General features: G+C 73.8%; 16 protein-coding genes and 1 riboswitch. Of the genes, 9 read left to right on the plus strand and 7 right to left on the minus strand.

Annotation, left to right across the window (positions count from 1 at the left end):
• Nucleotides 1–84: 84 nt before the first annotated feature.
• Nucleotides 85–1539: a glycerol kinase GlpK gene (glpK, locus tag TBIS_RS06635; RefSeq protein WP_013131576.1), complete on the minus strand. Its 1455-nt coding sequence runs from the start codon at nt 1537–1539 to the stop codon at nt 85–87.
• 192 nt (nt 1540–1731) lie between these two features.
• Here glpK and TBIS_RS06640 point away from each other — a divergent pair, with 192 nt between their 5' ends.
• Complete coding sequence (locus TBIS_RS06640; protein WP_013131577.1) at nt 1732–2757, plus strand: 6-phosphofructokinase; 1026 nt, start codon at nt 1732–1734, stop codon at nt 2755–2757.
• Between the two features lie 198 nt (nt 2758–2955).
• Complete coding sequence (gene thiI, locus TBIS_RS06645) at nt 2956–4152, plus strand: tRNA uracil 4-sulfurtransferase ThiI (protein ID WP_013131578.1); 1197 nt, start codon at nt 2956–2958, stop codon at nt 4150–4152.
• Nucleotides 4153–4167: 15 nt separating this feature from the next.
• Here the strand turns inward: thiI and aroF are convergent, their stop codons facing one another.
• Complete coding sequence (gene aroF, locus TBIS_RS06650) at nt 4168–5214, minus strand: 3-deoxy-7-phosphoheptulonate synthase (RefSeq protein ID WP_013131579.1); 1047 nt, start codon at nt 5212–5214, stop codon at nt 4168–4170.
• A 319-nt stretch (nt 5215–5533) separates the two neighbouring features.
• Between aroF and TBIS_RS06655 the strand changes: the two genes are divergently transcribed.
• Both TBIS_RS06655 and TBIS_RS06660 read left to right on the plus strand, forming a co-directional pair.
• The gene (locus TBIS_RS06655; protein ID WP_050760455.1) at nt 5534–6691 is read left to right on the plus strand and encodes a histidine kinase; all 1158 of its coding nucleotides are present in this window, start codon (nt 5534–5536) and stop codon (nt 6689–6691) included.
• Between the two features lie 66 nt (nt 6692–6757).
• Nucleotides 6758–7507 carry a LytR/AlgR family response regulator transcription factor gene (locus TBIS_RS06660; RefSeq protein ID WP_041432030.1) on the plus strand — a complete coding sequence of 250 codons (750 nt, stop codon included), beginning with the start codon at nt 6758–6760 and terminating at the stop codon, nt 7505–7507.
• A 549-nt stretch (nt 7508–8056) separates the two neighbouring features.
• Here TBIS_RS06660 and TBIS_RS06665 read toward each other — a convergent pair.
• On the minus strand, nt 8057–8896 hold the full coding sequence (locus TBIS_RS06665; protein WP_013131582.1) for a deoxyribonuclease IV: 840 nt from the start codon (nt 8894–8896) through the stop codon (nt 8057–8059).
• Nucleotides 8897–9017: 121 nt separating this feature from the next.
• On the opposite strand from TBIS_RS06665, the gene uraD reads away from it, so the two are divergent.
• The 5 genes from uraD (at nt 9018) to TBIS_RS06690 (ending at nt 12805) form a co-directional block, all read left to right on the plus strand.
• A complete protein-coding gene (gene uraD / locus TBIS_RS06670) occupies nt 9018–9491 on the plus strand; it encodes a 2-oxo-4-hydroxy-4-carboxy-5-ureidoimidazoline decarboxylase (RefSeq protein WP_148231471.1) in 474 nt (157 codons plus the stop codon).
• Complete coding sequence (uraH, locus tag TBIS_RS06675; RefSeq protein ID WP_013131584.1) at nt 9488–9835, plus strand: hydroxyisourate hydrolase; 348 nt, start codon at nt 9488–9490, stop codon at nt 9833–9835. Before uraD ends, uraH begins: the two co-directional genes overlap by 4 nt.
• A gap of 91 nt (nt 9836–9926) precedes the next feature.
• Nucleotides 9927–10814, plus strand: coding sequence for an FAD binding domain-containing protein (locus TBIS_RS06680; protein WP_013131585.1), 888 nt, complete (start codon nt 9927–9929; stop codon nt 10812–10814).
• Nucleotides 10811–11293, plus strand: coding sequence for a (2Fe-2S)-binding protein (locus TBIS_RS06685; RefSeq protein ID WP_013131586.1), 483 nt, complete (start codon nt 10811–10813; stop codon nt 11291–11293). The genes TBIS_RS06680 and TBIS_RS06685 overlap by 4 nt, the downstream gene beginning before the upstream one ends.
• Before the next feature lie 156 nt (nt 11294–11449).
• The gene (locus tag TBIS_RS06690) at nt 11450–12805 is read left to right on the plus strand and encodes an 8-oxoguanine deaminase (RefSeq protein ID WP_013131587.1); all 1356 of its coding nucleotides are present in this window, start codon (nt 11450–11452) and stop codon (nt 12803–12805) included.
• Nucleotides 12806–12920: 115 nt separating this feature from the next.
• Here TBIS_RS06690 and pknB read toward each other — a convergent pair whose 3' ends face one another.
• The 4 genes from pknB to thiO form a co-directional block, all read right to left on the minus strand.
• Nucleotides 12921–14861, minus strand: coding sequence for a Stk1 family PASTA domain-containing Ser/Thr kinase (gene pknB / locus TBIS_RS06695; RefSeq protein ID WP_013131588.1), 1941 nt, complete (start codon nt 14859–14861; stop codon nt 12921–12923).
• Nucleotides 14862–14956: 95 nt separating this feature from the next.
• The gene (locus TBIS_RS06700; RefSeq protein ID WP_013131589.1) at nt 14957–15751 is read right to left on the minus strand and encodes a thiazole synthase; all 795 of its coding nucleotides are present in this window, start codon (nt 15749–15751) and stop codon (nt 14957–14959) included.
• A 2-nt stretch (nt 15752–15753) separates the two neighbouring features.
• Complete coding sequence (gene thiS / locus TBIS_RS06705) at nt 15754–15954, minus strand: sulfur carrier protein ThiS (protein WP_013131590.1); 201 nt, start codon at nt 15952–15954, stop codon at nt 15754–15756.
• Nucleotides 15951–17078, minus strand: coding sequence for a glycine oxidase ThiO (thiO, locus tag TBIS_RS06710; RefSeq protein ID WP_013131591.1), 1128 nt, complete (start codon nt 17076–17078; stop codon nt 15951–15953). The genes thiS and thiO overlap by 4 nt, the downstream gene beginning before the upstream one ends.
• A riboswitch (TPP riboswitch) is annotated at nt 17067–17179 on the minus strand. Its footprint overlaps the gene before it by 12 nt.
• Between the last annotated feature and the right edge of the window lie 102 nt (nt 17180–17281).

Raw genomic sequence — 17281 nt, forward strand, 5'->3', positions numbered from 1 at the left:
CCCCTGAGCGGCCCCACGGGGGCGAGACGGCGTCCACGGGACGTCCACCGGGACGCCGCCGACCGGGACAGAGCGGCCCGGCGGTCAGCCGGTCCAGCCCACCACCAGCTCCACGGCCCGCTTCCACCGGGCGTACGCCGTGCCGTCGTCGTACCGCGGCTCGAAGCGGCGGTCGAGCCGCCAGGTGGCGCGCAGCTCGTCGGGGGAGGACCACACGCCCGCCCCCAGCCCGGCGAGGAACGCGGCGCCGAGCGCGGTCGTCTCCTGGATCACCGGCCGCTCCACCGGCGTGCCGAGCTGATCGGCCTGGAGCTGCATGAGCAGGTCGTTGGCGCTCGCGCCGCCGTCGACCTTGAGCACCGGCGTGGCGAGCCCTTCGGCCCGGATCGCCTCGACGATGTCGCGCACCTTGAACGCGATCGCCTCCAGGGTGGCCCGGGCCAGGTGCGCGGCCCGGGTGCCGCGGGTGATGCCGAGGATCGCGCCCCGCGCGTCCGGGGCCCAGTACGGCGCGCCGAGCCCGGTCAGGGCGGGGGCGAACACCACCCCGCCCGAGTCGGGGACCTCCCGCGCCAGGCGCTCGGACTCGGCCGCCGTGTCGATCAGGCCGAGGCCGTCGCGCAGCCACTGCACGGCGGCGCCCGTGACGAAGATCGAGCCCTCCAGCGCGTAGGTGAGCTCGCCGGACGGCGCCTGCCAGGCGACGGTGGAGAGCAGCCCGGCCTTCGACCGGATGATCTCGCTCCCGGTGTTGACGAGGATGAACGAGCCCGTGCCGTACGTGCACTTGATGTCGCCGGGGGAGAGGCACAGCTGGCCGAAGAGCGCCGCCTGCTGGTCGCCGGCCATCCCGCTGATCGGGAGCTCGAGGCCGAGGAACGCCTCCGGGTCGGTGCGGCCGATCTCCCCGAAGTTCGGCACCACCTCGGGGAGCGCCTTCCCGGAGACGCCGAACAGCTCGCAGAGCTCCTCCGACCAGCGCCCGGCCCGGATGTCGTACAGCAGGGTCCGGGAGGCGTTCGACGCGTCGGTGACGTGCCGCGCCCCGCCGGTGAGCCGGGCGATCAGGTACGAGTCCACGGTGCCGATCATCACGTCGCCGTCGCGCCAGACGCCGGGCTCGTTCTCGGCGAGCCAGGTGAGCTTGGTCGCGGTGAAGTAGGGGTCGAGCCTGAGGCCGGTGAGCTCGGCCACCCGGGGCTCGTGCTCCCGCAGCCGGGCGCAGATCTCCGCCGAGCGCCGGTCCTGCCAGACGATGGCCCGCCGGGGCGCGGCCAGGGTCCGCCGGTCCCACAGCACGGCGGTCTCCCGCTGGTTGGTGATCCCGACGCACCGCGGTACCGTGGCCGACGACTCCAGGGCGGCGCGGCAGGCCTCCAGCGTCGCCCGCCAGATCTCCTCGGGGTCGTGCTCCACCCAGCCCTGTTCGGGGAAGTGCTGGGGGAACTCCCGGTGGCCACGGCCGTCGATCCGCCCGTCCTCGGTCACCACGAGGGCGGTGATCCCCGACGTACCGGCGTCGATGGCAAGGACGCTCACGGCGCCTCCTCTCCCGCGGACAGACGTTTTTGTGGCCATCCTTCCGCGTTCACCCGCTCTTCACCGAGCCCGACGTGAAAGACTGGGCTGAGGTCCCGTAGGCTCACCCTTGGTCTAGACCACTATCTGGCCGGCCGGGAGCGCGCGCACGGCCCGGCCGCAGCCGCGCATCACCATATGGAGGAATCCGAAATGCGAATCGGAGTGCTGACCGGTGGCGGTGACTGCCCCGGGCTCAACGCGGTGATCCGCGCCGTCGTCCGCAAGGGCATCAGCGTGTACGGCTACGAGTTCGTCGGCTTCCGGGACGGCTGGCGGGGTCCGCTCGAGTGCGACACCATGCCGCTCGACATCCAGGCCGTCCGGGGCATCCTCCCGCGCGGCGGCACCATCCTCGGCACCTCGCGCACCAACCCGCTGAAGCTCGAGGACGGTGTGGAGCGCATCAAGCAGAACTTCGAGAAGCTGGGCGTCGACGCGCTGATCGCCATCGGCGGCGAGGACACGCTCGGCGTCGCCAAGAAGCTCCACGACCAGGGCGTCAAGGTCGTCGGCGTGCCGAAGACGATCGACAACGACCTCAACGCCACCGACTACACCTTCGGCTTCGACACCGCGGTCAACATCGCGATGGAGGCGATCGACCGGCTCCACACCACGGCCGAGTCGCACCACCGCGCCCTGATCTGCGAGGTCATGGGCCGCCACGCCGGGTGGATCGCCCTGCACGCGGGCATGGCCGCCGGGGCGAACGTCATCCTCATCCCGGAGAAGCCGTTCGACATCGACAAGGTCTGCGAGTACGTCGAGTCCCGGTTCAAGACCCGCTACGCGCCGATCATCGTGGTCGCCGAGGGCGCCCACCCGAAGGAGGGCCAGCTCGCCGTCCAGAGCTCGGAGCTGGACGCGTTCGGCCACGTCCGCCTCGGCGGCATCGGTGAGGCGCTCGCCAAGGAGATCGAGAAGCGGACCGGCAAGGAGGCGCGGACCACGGTCCTCGGCCACATCCAGCGCGGTGGCACGCCCACGGCCTTCGACCGGGTGCTCGCCACCCGGTTCGGTCTCGGCGCCATCGACGCGGTCCACGACGGCGACTGGGGCAAGATGGTCGCGCTCCGCGGCACGGACATCGTCCGGGTGAGCCTCGAGGAGGCCACCGCCGAGCTGAAGCTGGTGCCGATCCACCGCTACGAGGAGGCCGAGGTCTTCTTCGGCTGACGGCACCGGCCGCACGCCACCCCCGCCCAGCCGTACGGCTCCCGCGGCGACCCCGCGGGAGCCGTCGCCGTGCCGGGGCCCGCGGCGCCGGACCCGCCGCGGTGCACGACCGGCCCGCCGTTCGGTCTACTCTGGGGAAGATTCCCGCACCGCGCCCGCGTTGGTCTTCTGGGTGTGACACCGTCCGGAGGTTCACCGATGCCCTTTACCGCCCTGGGAGAGCCGTGCGTGCTGCTCAAGCTCGGCGAGGTGGTCCTGAAAGGCAGGAACCGCGACCTGTTCGAGACGCGGCTGCGGGCCAACGTCAAGCACGCGCTGAAGGACCACCCGATCCGGCTCCGCCAGCGGCACGGCGTGATCGTGGTGTTCCTGCCGAAGGGCGCCGGGGCGGAGGTGGCCGAGGCCGTCGCGAAGCGCGCGACCGAGATCCCCGGCATCGTGCTGGTCCAGCTCGCCTGGCGGGTCCCCAAGGACCCCGACGCCATCACCAAGGCGGCGGTCGAGCTCGTCCGGGACTCCGGCAAGGCCGAGAGCGGGGCGCGCTTCGCCGTGCGCTCCCGCCGCCGTGACAAGCGGTTCCCGCTCCGCTCCAACGAGCTGGACCGCCTCGTCGGCGGTGTGATCAAGGACACCTTCGGCCTGCCGGTCGACCTCACCGACCCCGAGCTCACCGTCTACATCGAGGTGGACCGGGACGAGGCGTTCCTCTACACCGACGGGCTCCAGGGCACCGGGGGCCTGCCGGTCGGCTCGAGCGGCCGGGCGCTCGCGCTGCTCTCCGGGGGGATCGACTCGCCGGTGGCCGCCTACCGGATGATGCGGCGGGGCCTGCGCGTGGACTTCCTGCACTTCTCCGGCATCCCGTACACCACCTCGGAGTCGATCTACAAGGCGTACGCGCTCGTCCGCACGCTCGACAAGTTCCAGGGCCGGTCGCGCCTGTGGGTGGTGCCGTTCGGCAAGGCCCAGCAGTCGATCAAGGCCTCCGGCCAGGACCGGCTCGCGGTGATCGCGCAGCGGCGGCTCATGCTCAAGACGGCCGCGGAGGTGGCCCGGCGCATCCACGCCGAAGCGCTCATCACCGGCGACTCGCTCGGCCAGGTCTCCTCGCAGACGCTCGCGAACATCACCGCGCAGGACAACGCGGTGGAGCTGCCGATCCTCCGGCCGCTCATCGGCATGGACAAGGCCGAGATCATCGCGGAGGCGCGGCGCATCGGCACCCTGGAGATCTCCGAGCTCCCCGACGAGGACTGCTGCACGCTGCTCGCCCCGCGCTCCGCGGAGACCCGGGCCAAGATCGAGGATCTGCGGCAGATCGAGCGGCGGCTCGACGCCGAGGAGCTCGCCGTCCAGCTCGCCGACTCGATCCGCCCGTACATGCTGGAGGCCTGACCGCCGGCCGTACGGCTACGCGGTGGTGAGGGCCGCCTCGTCCGCGGTCACCGGCTTGCGGTTCAGCAGCGGCGGGAAGTCCCGCAGGATGGCGGCGAGCTCCGGCAGATCCTCATGGACCAGCGCCTGCGGGCCGTCGCAGAGCGCCTCCTCGGGCCGCGGGTGGACGTCGACGAGCAGGCCGTCGGCGCCGACCGCGATCGCGGCCCGGGCGAGCGGCAGCACCAGGTCCCGCCGGCCGCCGGAGTGGGACGGGTCGATCACCACCGGCAGGTGGGAGAGGCGCTGGGCCACGGGCACCGCCGAGATGTCGAGCGTGTTGCGGGTCGCCCGCTCGTAGGTCCGGATGCCCCGCTCGCAGAGCACGATGTTCAGGTTGCCGCGCTGGGCGATGTACTCCGCGGCCATCAGCCACTCCTCGATGGTCGCGGTCATGCCCCGCTTGAGCAGCACGGGCTTGCCCGCCTCCCCCAGCGCCTGGAGCAGGCTGAAGTTCTGCGCGTTCCGGGTCCCCACCTGGAGCATGTCGGCGTAGGAGGCGACGAGCTCCACGTCGTGGGGGTCGACCACCTCGGTCACGATCGGGAGCCCGGTCTCCTCCCGGACCTCGGCCAGGATGCGCAGGCCGTGCTCGCCGAGGCCCTGGAAGGCGTACGGCGAGGTGCGCGGCTTGTACGCGCCGCCGCGCAGCAGGGTCGCGCCGGCCGCCTTCGCCATCTTGGCCGCCTCGAGCGTCTGCTCGGGGGTCTCCACCGCGCAGGGCCCGGCGATCAGGGTCACCGTGTCCGGCCCGATCGGCACCCCGCGCACCGTCACCGTGGACCGTGCGGGGTGGTTCTCCCTGCTCACCAGCTTGTACGGGGTCGATACCCGGACGACGTCGGCCACCCCGGGCATGCCCTGGAGGTTGAGCGTGGTGAATCGCTCCACGTCGCCGACGAGCCCGATGATCGTACGGCTCACGCCGCGGCTCACGAACGCCTCGCCGCCGGCGCGGGAGACGCGATCCACCACCGCCTCGATGTCGTCATTGGTGGCCTCCGGGGCCATCACGATGACCATTGATCACTCCTTGAGCGCCTTGGGGGAAGTGGGCGGAAAGCAGAAGGCCCCGGATCCGGATGGACCCGGGGCCTTCGCCAAGCCTTTCGCTAACCGGCGCAGCACGTGGCGGCGGGCCACACGGGTCCGCTGCCATAAAAGCCGAAGAACATGCTGCGCATGTTCCGGAATATAGCGTATGCCGGGACCCGCCCGTGCGGCCGATCGCCGATCCGGCGGGTCCGCGGGCCGGGAGCGGGGCCGGGCGGCGCGTGCGCATATCGGGAGGAGCCGGGCGACGGCCCGCGGCGACCCGAGGGAGAGGGCTACGGTTTCCCGCGTGTCCGTAGCCGTGTGGGTGCTCCTCTGCCTCGCCTCGGCCGGTGCCGGGTTCGCGCTCGGCCGGGGTCGCGCGCGCCGGCGCGGCCGACCGGCGGCCCTCCTCGCCCTCCACTTCGCGAGCCTCGCCATGCCCGCGCTCCGGGCCGGGCTCACCGAGGAGACGGCGCACCGGGCCGTGCGGCACCTGCGGGCCCTGCTGGGGCGGGCCGCGCTCGTCATCACCTCACGGGACCGGGTGCTCGCCCGGGAGGGGGCGGGCGCCCCGGACGACGCGGCCGTGCTCCGCGCGGTCGGCCCCACCCTCGCCGAGGCGCGGACGCGCGTGATCCCCGGCGAGCCGGGCGCGGTGACCGTGCCCCTCACCACCGGGGGGCGGGTGGTGGGCGCCCTCGCCGTCTACCGGTCCGGGATCGGCGAGCGATTCGCCCGCGCCGCCGCCGAGGTGGGCGCCTGGGTCTCCGGGCAGCTCGAGCTCGGCGAGCTCGACACCGCCCGCCGGCGGGTGGAGGAGGCGGAGATGCGGGCCCTGCAGGCGCAGATCTCGCCGCACTTCGTCTACAACTCGCTCACCACGATCGCCTCGTTCGTCCGTACCGACCCGGAACGGGCCCGCGAGCTGCTCCTGGAGTTCGCCGAGTTCGTCAGGTACGCGCTGCGCCGCAAGGCGGACCTCACCACGCTCGCCGACGAGCTGATCTGCATGGACCGCTACCTGGTGCTCGAGCGGGCCAGGTTCGGCGACCGGCTGCGGTTCACCGTCCAGGTCGCCCCCGAGGTGCTCGGGGTGCGCGTGCCCTTCCTCTGCCTGCAGCCGCTGGTCGAGAACGCCATCAAGCACGGCATGCCCGGCGAGGTGCGCGTGGTGATCAAGGACGCGGGGAGCGAGGCGCACATCTGGGTGGAGGACGACGGCATCGGCATGGACCCCGACCAGGTCAAGGCCGTGCTGAGCGAGGAGCCGACCACGGGGATCGGGCTGAGCAACGTCGACCGGCGGATGCGGAGCATCTTCGGCCCGGAGTACGGGCTCATCGTGGAGACCGCCCCCAACCAGGGCACCAAGGTGCACCTGAGGATCCCCAAGAACCGTGCCCGGATCGCCGGATATGACGGCTGTGTTACGCGACAAGTTGGGATACCTGGTCGCATTCCGTAGCTGGAAAATCACATCTCGCTCATCTGTCACTTGCGCGACGGCGCGTTCCCGGTGCACGGTTACGCCATGCTGCGCCTGCTTGCGGTCGACGACGAGGTTCCCGCCCTGTCCGAGCTGGCGTACCTGCTCCGTCAGGACGCCCGGGTCGAGCACGTCGCCACGGCGTCGGACAGCAGGACCGCTCTACGGGACATGGTCCAGATGATCACCGCCGGGGAGCGTCTCGACGGGGTGTTCCTGGACATCCGCATGCCGGGACTCGACGGCATCGACCTGGCGAGGCTGATCGGGGGCTTCCCCACCCCGCCTCGGCTCGTCTTCGTCAGCGCCTACGATCGCGCCATCCAGGCGTTCGAGCTGGAGGCCGTGGACTACTTACTCAAGCCGGTGCGCCCGGAGCGGCTCGCCGAGGCGGTGCGGCGGATCGCCGCCGCGGTCCGGCCCCCGTCCGGAGAGGAGATCGCCGACGTCATCCCGGTGGAGCTGGGCGGGCGGACGAAGTTCGTGGCGCGGCAGGACGTCTGCTACGCCGAGGCGCACGGCGACTACGTCCGCCTCCACACGATCGACGCGAGCTACCTGGTGCGCATGTCCCTCGCCGCGCTGGAGCGCCGCTGGGGGCCGGCCGGCTTCATCCGCGCCCACCGCAGCACGCTGGTGAACGCGCGGCACGTCAGCGAGCTGAGGTTCGACAGCGGCCGCGTGGTGCTCCAGGTCGGGGACGAGACCCTGCCGGTGAGCAGGCGGCACACCCGTCAGGTGCGGGAGCAGCTCGTGCGGCAGTTCCGGTCGGGCGCCCCGGCCGACGCCCGCTGAGCGGTCGCCGTCCATGCGGCCGGCGACCGCTCGTCGCCCGGAAGGATCCGCTCGTCGCGATCTGCAGAGCCGCATGGCGCGAACTACGGACCGCTTAACCGAAGGGGCCCCGCACAGCATGATGACCCCTCCTAGTCTTGTCATCGTCGAACGACACGCCAGGTAGCGCTGAGGTAGCGATACGTCACCTTGGAGCTACGGAGGGCCGGGCCCTGGTCGGGGGGGAGGGCCCGGCCCGCGCACCGCGGGCTCCGCGGCGCGAGCCGGCAGTACGGGGGCGCCGGGTCGCGCGCGAGCCCCGGCCCGGCCCCCGCGGGCGGCATCGCACCCCCGGTGCCGCCCGCGGGGGAGCCGCCGGCACGGTGTGCGACGGCGGCGGTGACGACGGTGACGCGGGCGGCCGGACCCGGCGGCGCGCTGGTGGCGCGCCCCAGGCGGAGAACGGTGTCGGGGCCCGGTGATCGGCCACCGGTCCCGTGACGGCCGGTGACCGCGGGGGTTCACCGGTGACCGCGGCGCTCAAGACCCGCAGGCCTTTCGGCAGGGCGCTCAGGAGCCGCGCAGGCTCTTCAGCAGATCGATGTCCTCCCGGAGCTTGGCGGCGCTGCCCGGGGTCTCCACGCAGAGCGGGACGCCGGCGGCGACCGGGTGGCGCATGAGGTCGGCGAACGGCCGGGTGCCGATGTGGCCGGCCCCGATGTTCTCGTGACGGTCCCGCTTCGAGCCGCACGGGTCCTTGGAGTCGTTGGCGTGGATCAGCTTCAGCCGCCCCGGCGCGATCCGGTGCAGCTCGTCGAGCATGAGCGCCACCCCGTCCGGGGCGGTGAGGTCGTGCCCGGCGGCGAACATGTGGCAGGTGTCGAGGCACACGCCCGCCTTCGGGTGCCAGTCGAGCGTCTCCAGGTAGGGCCCGAGGTCCTCCACCCGGGCGCACAGCATCGCACCCTGCCCGGCCATCGGCTCCAGCAGCAGGTCCGGCCCCTCCTCCGGCACCTCATCGAGCAGCGGGAGCAGGTGCTCGCGCACCTGGCGCATCGCCTTCTCGCGGGGCTGGCTCACCGCCGAGCCGGTGTGCATGACCACGCCGCGCGCGCCGATCTCCGCGGCCCGGCGGAGGGCGTGGCGGATGGACGCGCCCGAGTTCTCCAGGGTGGCCGGGTTGGGCGAGCCGAAGTTCACCAGGTACGAGGCGTGCACGTACACCGGGATGCCCGACTCGCGCAGCCGGGCGTCCTCGTCCGCCTTGCCCTCGCTGAGCGCCCACCCGCGGGGGTTGCTCACGAAGACCTGCATGACCTCGGCGCCGATCTCGGCGGCGTAGCGCAGCCCGCCCGTGGCGAGCCCACCGGCGACGAGGCAGTGACCGCCGATGAGGTTGGAAGGAGCCATGATGCCCACCAGGGTAGTGGGCTCCTTTGTCGCAACGTACAAAGCCACGCGGGAGCGGGGCCGCCGTGTTCGGCGTTCGCGCCGCTGGACCGGCCGCCGGGCGGGCGGTCTACTTGCAGGCATGCGAGAACTCAGCCGGGACGAACTGAGCTCCTGCTGTGCCTCCGCCGCCTGGGTGTCCAAGGTCTCCGCCCGCGGGCCCTTCCGCGACCTCGGCGACCTGCTCCGCGCCGGTGAGGAGGCGCTCGCCGAGCTGACCTGGGCGGACGTGCTCGAGGCGCTCGCCGCGCACCCGCGGATCGGGGAGCGGCCCGCGGGGGAGGGCCGGGAGGCCGCCTGGTCGCGGGCCGAGCAGGCGGGGACCGCGGAGGCCGGCCGGGAGCTCCTCGATCGGCTGCGCGAGGGCAACGCCGCGTACGAGCGCCGGTTCGGCCACGTCTTCCTGGTGTGCGCCACCGGCAAGACCGCCGCGGAGATGCTCGAGCTGCTCGAGAAGCGGCTCGCGAACGACGAGGAGACCGAGCGGAAAGTGGTGCGCGAGGAGCTGTCCGCGATCGTCCGCCTGCGCCTGACGAAGCTCTGGGAGGGCGCATGAGCCTCTCCACGCACGTGCTCGACACCGCCCGCGGCCGGCCGGCCAAGGACGTGCACGTCCGGGTCTTCCGCCGCGACGCGCACGGGTTCGTGCCGGTCGCCGAGGGCCGCACCGACGGCGACGGCCGGATCCGCGACTGGACGCCGGTGGACGGCGGCTGGGCGCCGGGGGAGGACCCCAGGCCCGGGACCTACCGGCTGCTGTTCGACACCCGCGGCTACCTGGGGGAGGACGCGTTCTTCCCCGAGGTGAGCGTCGTCTTCACGGTCCGGGACGCGGCGGAGCACTACCACGTGCCCCTGCTGCTCAGCCCGTACGGCTACTCGACCTACCGGGGGAGCTGAGATGACGCGCCGCGATCCAGCCCTCGCCCGCCCGGCGGCCGCCGGCCCGGCGCTCCGCCGCCCCGCACGCGGACCGGAGAGGGGGTAGCCGATGGACTTCCTGCGCCCCCGCACCTGGGAGGAGGCCGTGGCGCTCAAGGCGGAGCGGCCCGACGCCACGCCCATCCAGGGCGGCACCGACGTGATGGTCGAGATCAACCTCGGCAAGGGCCGGCCGGCGGCGCTGCTCGACCTCGGCCGGATCCCCGAGCTCGCCGGGTGGTCGCTCGAGGACGGCACGGTACGGCTCGGCGCCGGGGTCACCTACGCCCAAGTGATCGGCGAGCTCGGCGGCCTGCTCCCCGGGCTCGCCCAGGCCTCCCGGACCGTGGGCTCGGCGCAGATCAGGAACCGGGCCACGGTCGCCGGGAACCTCGGCTCCGCCTCCCCGGCGGGCGACGCGCACCCGCCCCTGCTCGCCTCGGGGGCCGTGGTGGAGGCCGAGTCGGTGCGCGGCACCCGCCTGATCCCGGTGGCCGAGTTCTACACCGGGGTGAAGCGGAACGCGCTCGCCCCGGACGAGCTGATCCGCGCGATCCGGGTGCCGGTCGCCCGCGGCCCGCAGTACTTCTCCAAGATCGGCACCAGGAACGCGATGGTGATCGCGGTCTGCTCGTTCGCGATCGCGCTCGACGCGGGCGGGCGGCGCGTGGGCACCGGGTTCGGCTCGGCGGCGCCCACTCCCCGGCGCGCGCCCGCCGCCGAGGAGTTCCTCGCCGGCGCGCTCGACTGGGAGGGGGCCTCCCCGCTCGATCCCGGGGTCGCCCGGAGGTTCGGGGAGCTGGTCGCGCAGGCCGCATCCCCCATCGACGACGTGCGCGGGCGGGCCGCCTACCGGCGGCACGCCCTGGCCGTGATGGCACGCCGTACCCTCGCCTGGGCCTGGGAGGACTACCGGCGCGAGGGGGCGCGGACGGATCGGGAGCGGAGGCCGGCATGAGGGTGAGTTTCCGGGTGAACGGGCGTCCCGTGACCGCCGACGACGTGTGGGAGGGGGAGAGCCTGCTGTTCGTGCTGCGCGAGCGGCTCGGCCTGCCCGGCACCAAGAACGCCTGCGAGCAGGGCGAGTGCGGCTCGTGCACCGTCTACCTCGACGGGGTGACCGTCTGCGCCTGCCTGGTCGCCGCGGGCCAGGCCGAGGGCCGCGACGTGGTCACGGTCGAAGGGCTCGCCCCCGGCGGCGAGCTCGACGAGGTGCAGCGCGCGTTCGTCGAGGCCGGCGCGGTGCAGTGCGGGTTCTGCACCCCCGGGCTCGTCGTCCAGGCGCACGCCCTGCTCCAGCGGGCCGAGGGCGTTCCCCCGGACGCCGAGATCAGGGAGGCCCTCGCCGGGAACCTGTGCCGGTGCACCGGGTACGAGAAGATCCTCGACGCGGTCCGCCTCGCCGCCCGCCGCAAGGCGGCGGCGCGCGCCACATGACGGCCCGCCCGCACCCGGTCAGGCCGCACCCCGGACGCCGCCCGCGCGGGGCCGGGGCGCGGGCCGGCGGCGTCCCGCGGGCGCGTCATCGAGCGGAGCGGGACGCCCGCGCCCGCCCCGCGCCGTCCCCCGACCGACCCGTGCCCAGGAGCAGCCGTGTCCCGATCAGCGACGATCGTCATTGAGAACGCCTACATCGCACCGGTCGCCGGGCCGGAGATCCCGTCCGGTCACATCGTGGTCGAGGGCGACCGGATCGCACGGGTCGGCCCCGGCGCCCCGCCCGCCGTGCCCGACGGGGCCGAGCGCGTGGACGCCACCGGCTGCCTGGCCACCCCCGGGCTCGTCAACACCCACCACCACCTCTACCAGTGGGCCACGCAGGGGATGGCGCCCGAGGGGACGCTGTTCGAGTGGCTGGTCACCGGCTACCGGCTGTGGGCCGGGGTGGACGCCGAGGTGGTCTGGGGCGCGGCCACGGCCGGGCTCGCCTGGCTCGCCAAGTCCGGCTGCACCACGTCGGCCGACCACCACTACGTGTTCCCCGCGGGGCGGGGTGATCTGCTCGCCGCGGAGATCGAGGCCGCCGGGCGGGTGGGCCTCCGGTTCCACCCGTGCCGGGGCTCGATGGACCGGGGGAGCTCCCAGGGCGGGCTGCCCCCGGACGAGGTGGTGGAGGACCTCGACGGGATCCTCGCCGCCACCGAGGAGGCGATCCGCAAGTACCACGACCCGTCCCCCGGGGCGATGGTGCGGATCGCGGTGGCCCCCTGCTCGCCGTTCTCGGTGAGCCGGGAGCTCATGACCGCCTCGGCCGAGCTCGCCCGGGCGCACGGCGTGCGGCTGCACACGCACATCGCCGAGACGCTCGACGAGGAGGAGCACTGCGCGGCCCAGTTCGGGGTGCGCCCGGTGGAGTACCTCGAGCGGCTCGGCTGGCTCGGCCCGGACGTCTGGCTCGCCCACGCCGTCCACCTCAGCGACGGGGACGTGCGCCGGCTCGGCGAGACCGGCACCGGGGTCGCGCACTGCCCCTCCTCGAACGGGCGGCTCGGCGCGGGCATCGCCCGGGTCCGCGACCTGCTGCGGGCCGGCGCCCCGGTGGGGCTCGGCGTGGACGGCGCCGCCTCCAGCGAGCTGACCCCGCTCGCCGGGGAGATGCGGATGGCCATGCTGCTGCAGCGGGCCAGGTACGGCCCGCGCGCCCTCACCGCGCGGCAGGCGCTGGAGCTCGCCACGCTGGGCGGGGCCCGGTGCCTCGGCCGGGACGCCGAGCTCGGCTCCCTGGAGCCGGGCAAGCTCGCCGACATCGCGCTGTGGCGGCTGGACGGGTTCCACGCCGCCGTGGACGACCCCGTGGTGGCCCTCGTCTACGGCCAGACCCCGCCGCTGGCCCGGCTGCTCGTGGGCGGCCGGACCGTGGTGGAGGACGGTGAGCTGCGCACGGTCCCCGAGGACGCGGCCGCGGAGGCGGGGGTCAGAGCGCGCCGCCGCCTGCTCGCCGCCGGGTGAGCCGCGCCGCCGGCGGAACGCCGCCGGCCGATCCGGTACGGCGGGCCGATCCGGTACGGGGCCGTCCGAACACCGGGCGGCCCGGGCCGGAACCGGCCGGCCCGGGCCGCGCGGGTCAGTGCCAGATAGTGATCTTGGTCCCCGGCGGCTGCTGCCCGCCCGGGTTGACCGCGACCACCCGGTCGGTGCCGAACAGCTTGCGGACGTGCACCTTGAACCCGGCGGCGCGCAGCTCGTGGACGGCGTCGCGGACGTTCTTGTACCGCACGTCGGGGACCTGGACGAGGTTGGGCGGCTGCTCTCCAGGGGCGACCTCGATCTCCCACGGCCAGCGCCAGCCGTGCTCCGGGCCCTTGGAGACCGTGAGGTTGACGGTCGCGCCCGCGTCCACCTCGGCGCCGCCGGCGGGGTGCTGGGCGATCACCGTGCCGGGCGGGGTGTCGTCGGTCACCTCGACGACCTGGACGTTGAAGCCCTTCTCCCGGAGGAACTGCTCGGCCTGCTCCCGGGTCATGTCGGTGACGTTCGGCATGAGCAGCCCGGCGCTGATCACCAGGTTGACCTTGCCGCCCTTGCGCACCCGCGTGCCGACCTCCGGATTGGTCCGGATGACCTGGCCGCGCGGGACGGTCTCGCTCGGCAGCTTGCTCACGCGCCCGACGGTGAGCCCCACTTCGGCGATCTTCGCCCGGGCGTCGGCCTCGCTGAGGTTGACCACCTTGGGCACCGGGATCGTCTCCGGGCCCCCGGACGGGATCAGGGTGAGGAGCGAGCCCCGGACCACCTCCGCGCCCGCCCCCGGCTCGGTGTCGAGCACCCGGTCCTTCTCGATCTTGTCGTCGAACCTGGGCTCACCGATCTTCACCTCGAAGCCGGCCCGCTGGGCGATCTGCCGGGCGACCACGATGTTCTGGCCGCGCAGGTCGGGCACCTTGACGTAGCGGCCCTGGGAGAACCACCACGCGCTGAACGCGATCCCGGCGAGCATCAGCAGGGTGAGCGCGCCGATGAACCAGATGGCCGGCCGCGGGCCGCGCCGCGCCCGGGGCTCCGCCGTGCCCGGGCTGGTGAGCAGCTCCACCTGCGGCTGGATCATCGTCTCGGCGAGCCGCTCCTCCCGCTCCGGGACCGGGTCGAGGTCCTCGGCCTGGTGGACGGCGGTGGCGGTCACCGAGCCCGGCGGGGGAGTGGGGTGCGCGGCGCCCCCCTGGGTGAGCCCGCGGTGCACCTCGACCGCGGCCACGAGCATCGCCGTGGCGTCGCGGGGGCGCCGGTCCGGGTCGCGATCGGTCGCGGAGCGCACGAGCGCGTCCACGGAGGCCGGAATGCCCGGGACGACCGACGAGGGCGCGGGCACGTTCTCGTGCACGTGCCGGTAGGCGATCGACATCGCGGTCTCGCCCGCGTACGGCTGCCGCCCGGTGAGCAGCTCGAAGAGCATGATGCCCACGGCGTAGACGTCGCTGCGGGCGTCGGCCGTGCCCGTGGTGACCTGCTCCGGCGACATGTAGCCGATCGTGCCGATCATCGTGCCGGTGCGGGTGAGGTGGCCGCCGTGGATGGCGCGGGCCAGCCCGAAGTCCACCACCTTCACCCGGCCGTCGTCGGCGATCAGCACGTTCTCGGGCTTGATGTCCCGGTGGATCAGCCCGGCCTGGTGGGCGGCGCCGAGGGCGGCCAGCACGGGGATGACGATCTCCAGCGCCTCGCGCACCGGCAGGCGGCCCCGGGCGCGCAGCACCTCGCGCAGGCTCCTCCCGGGGATGTACTCCATCGAGAGGTAGACGTGCGTCCCGTCGGTGCCCTGGTCGAAGACCTGCACGATGTTCGGGTGCGAAAGGCGGGCCACCGACTTCGCCTCGCCGATGAACCGCTGCACGAACTGGGGGTCCTCGGCCAGCGACGGGTGCATCACCTTGACGGCGACCGTGCGCTCGAGCCGGACGTCCAGAGCCAGGTAGACGGAGGCCATGCCGCCCCGGGCGATCCGGGACTCGACGCGGTAGCGCCCATCGAGCAGCCGCCCAATGAGCGGATCGGTTAGCGTCGTGTCCACTCGCCCGAGTTTACGGGTGACGCGCGGAACGTACCGCTGGAGAAGCCCAACCGATACCTCGCCCCGGCCGGGCCCCGGCCCGCGTGATCCGGAGGTCAGGCCTCGCGGGCCGGGGAGGACGCCTCGGCGTAGCGCCGGCGCGGGATGCGGCCGGCCAGGTAGGCCTTCCGGCCCGCGTCGACGGCGGCCCGCATGGCCGCGGCCATCAGGGCGGGCCGTTGCGCCCGGGTCACCGCGCTGGCGAGCAGCACGGCGTCGCAGCCGAGCTCCATGGCCAGGGCCGCGTCGCTCGCCGTGCCGATCCCGGCGTCGAGGATCACCGGGACGTTCACCGACTCCACGATCAGCTCGATGCTGTGCGGGTTGCGGATGCCGAGCCCGGAGCCGATCGGCGCGCCCAGCGGCATGACGGCGGCGCACCCGATCTGCTCGAGGCGGCGGGCCAGCGCGGGGTCGTCCCCGATGTACGGCAGCACGACGAACCCGTCGGCGACCAGCCGCTCGGCCGCGTCGAAGGTCTCGATCGGGTCGGGCAGCAGCGTGCGCTCGTCGGCGATGACCTCCAGCTTGACCCAGTTGGTCTCCAGGGCCTCCCGCGCCAGCCGGGCGGTGAGCACGGCCTCGCCGGCGGTGTAGCAGCCGGCGGTGTTGGGCAGGGGCTTGATCCCCCGCTTGCGCAGCACGTCGAGCACCGAGCCCCTGGCCGACGGGTCGAGCCGGCGCATGGCCACCGTGGTGAGCTCGGTGCCGGAGGCGGCGAGCGCCTGGTCGAGCACCTCCAGCGAGGGGGCGCCGCCGGTGCCCATGATCAGGCGCGAGGTGAACTTCTCCCCGCCGAGGACGAACACGTCGTCGCCGCCGGGGGCCGCGGGGGCCGGGGTCTCGGCCATGCTCACCCTCCCTGTACCGCGGTGAGCACCTCGACCCGGTCGCCCTCGGAGAGCGGGGTCGACTCCCACGCGCTCCGGCTCACCACCTCGTCGTTGATCGAGATCGCCACACCGGAGTGCGCCGAGGTGAGCGTGCGCACCGCGTCGGCGGCGGTCGCCCCGCCGGGCAGCTCGACCGTGTTCCCGTTGATCACGACCTTCACGATCGGAATCTCCCTGGATCGCAGGACTTGACGACATCCGGTACCGGGCCATCGGTGAGGAACGCCGCGATGGCCTCGGCGGAGATGGGGGCCAGCAGGATGCCGCCCCGGCCGTGGCCGGTGGCGGCGAGCACGCCCGGCGGCCCGGCCGGCCCGATGAGCGGCAGGTTGTCCGGTGTCCCGGGCCGGAAGCCGGTCGCGGTCTCGGCCAGCTCGAGCTCGGTGACGCCGGGAACGAGCTCGTGTGCGTCGCGCAGGAGCTCGTAGACCGCGCCCGCGGTGACCCGCCCGTCGAACCCCAGCTCCTCCATGGTCGCGCCGAGCGTGATCTCGCCGTCGCCCCGGGGCACGAGGTAGACGGGGGAGCCGTGCACCAGGCCGCGCACGCACCGGCTCAGGAAGCCGGCCGGGCCGCGCAGCCGGAGGATCTGCCCCTTGACCGGCCGCACCGGGAGGCCGGGGAGGATCTCGGACGACCACGCGCCCGCGGCGACGACCACCCACGCGCCCCGGACCACCTCGCCCGAGCCGAGCCGTACGCCGGGGGAGTCACCGCCGGCGACCAGCCCGGCGGCGCGCTCGGGGATCACCCGCACGCCGTGGCGGTCCACCGCGGCGAGCAGGGCGGTGACCACCTTCCTCGGGTTCACCCACGCGTCGTCCCGGGCGAGCAGGCCGCCGCGGACCGAGGGGGAGAGCATCGGCTCCTCGGCCCGGCACTCCCGCCCGGTGAGGCGCTCCACCCGCAGCCCGAGCGTCCGCTCGAACTCGGCGAGCCGATCGAGGTAGGCCATGTCGTCGGAGTGGTAGCCGACCTGCAGGGTGCCGTCGGTCCGGTAGTCGAGGTCGATCCCGGTCTCCTCCTGCAGCTCGTCCCGGAAGGCCGGCCACCGCGCCAGCGAGGCGAGGCCGAGCTGCAGCAGCGGCTCCTCGGTGTAGGTCACCTCGCTGACCGGGGCGAGCATGCCCCCCGACACGTGCGTGGCCCCGCGACCGGGGTGGGGGTCGATCACGGCCACCGACAGTCCGAGCTTCGCCGCGCGCCAGGCGGCGGACAGGCCGGCCACCCCGCCGCCCACGACGATCACGTCGTGACCGGCGGGCGCGCCCGTTTCTCTGGGCATTTCGCTCCCTTCGCCGGCATTACCCGGATCAGGTTCCTTGGCGGTCGAGAGCCTTGCGCTCTCCTCTCAGCCCGGCATGCCGAGCTCCCGCGCGTCTCCACAATCAGCCTAATCCCGGGACACTCGGCCACGCACTGGGGCATTCCGTAGACGCGGGTGTGGCGTACTCAACTCGTTATCCGGCGCCGGATGGCGGGCTCCCC

Origin of the sequence: Thermobispora bispora DSM 43833 (assembly GCF_000092645.1) — a bacterium.
GTDB classification, from domain to species: domain Bacteria; phylum Actinomycetota; class Actinomycetes; order Streptosporangiales; family Streptosporangiaceae; genus Thermobispora; species Thermobispora bispora.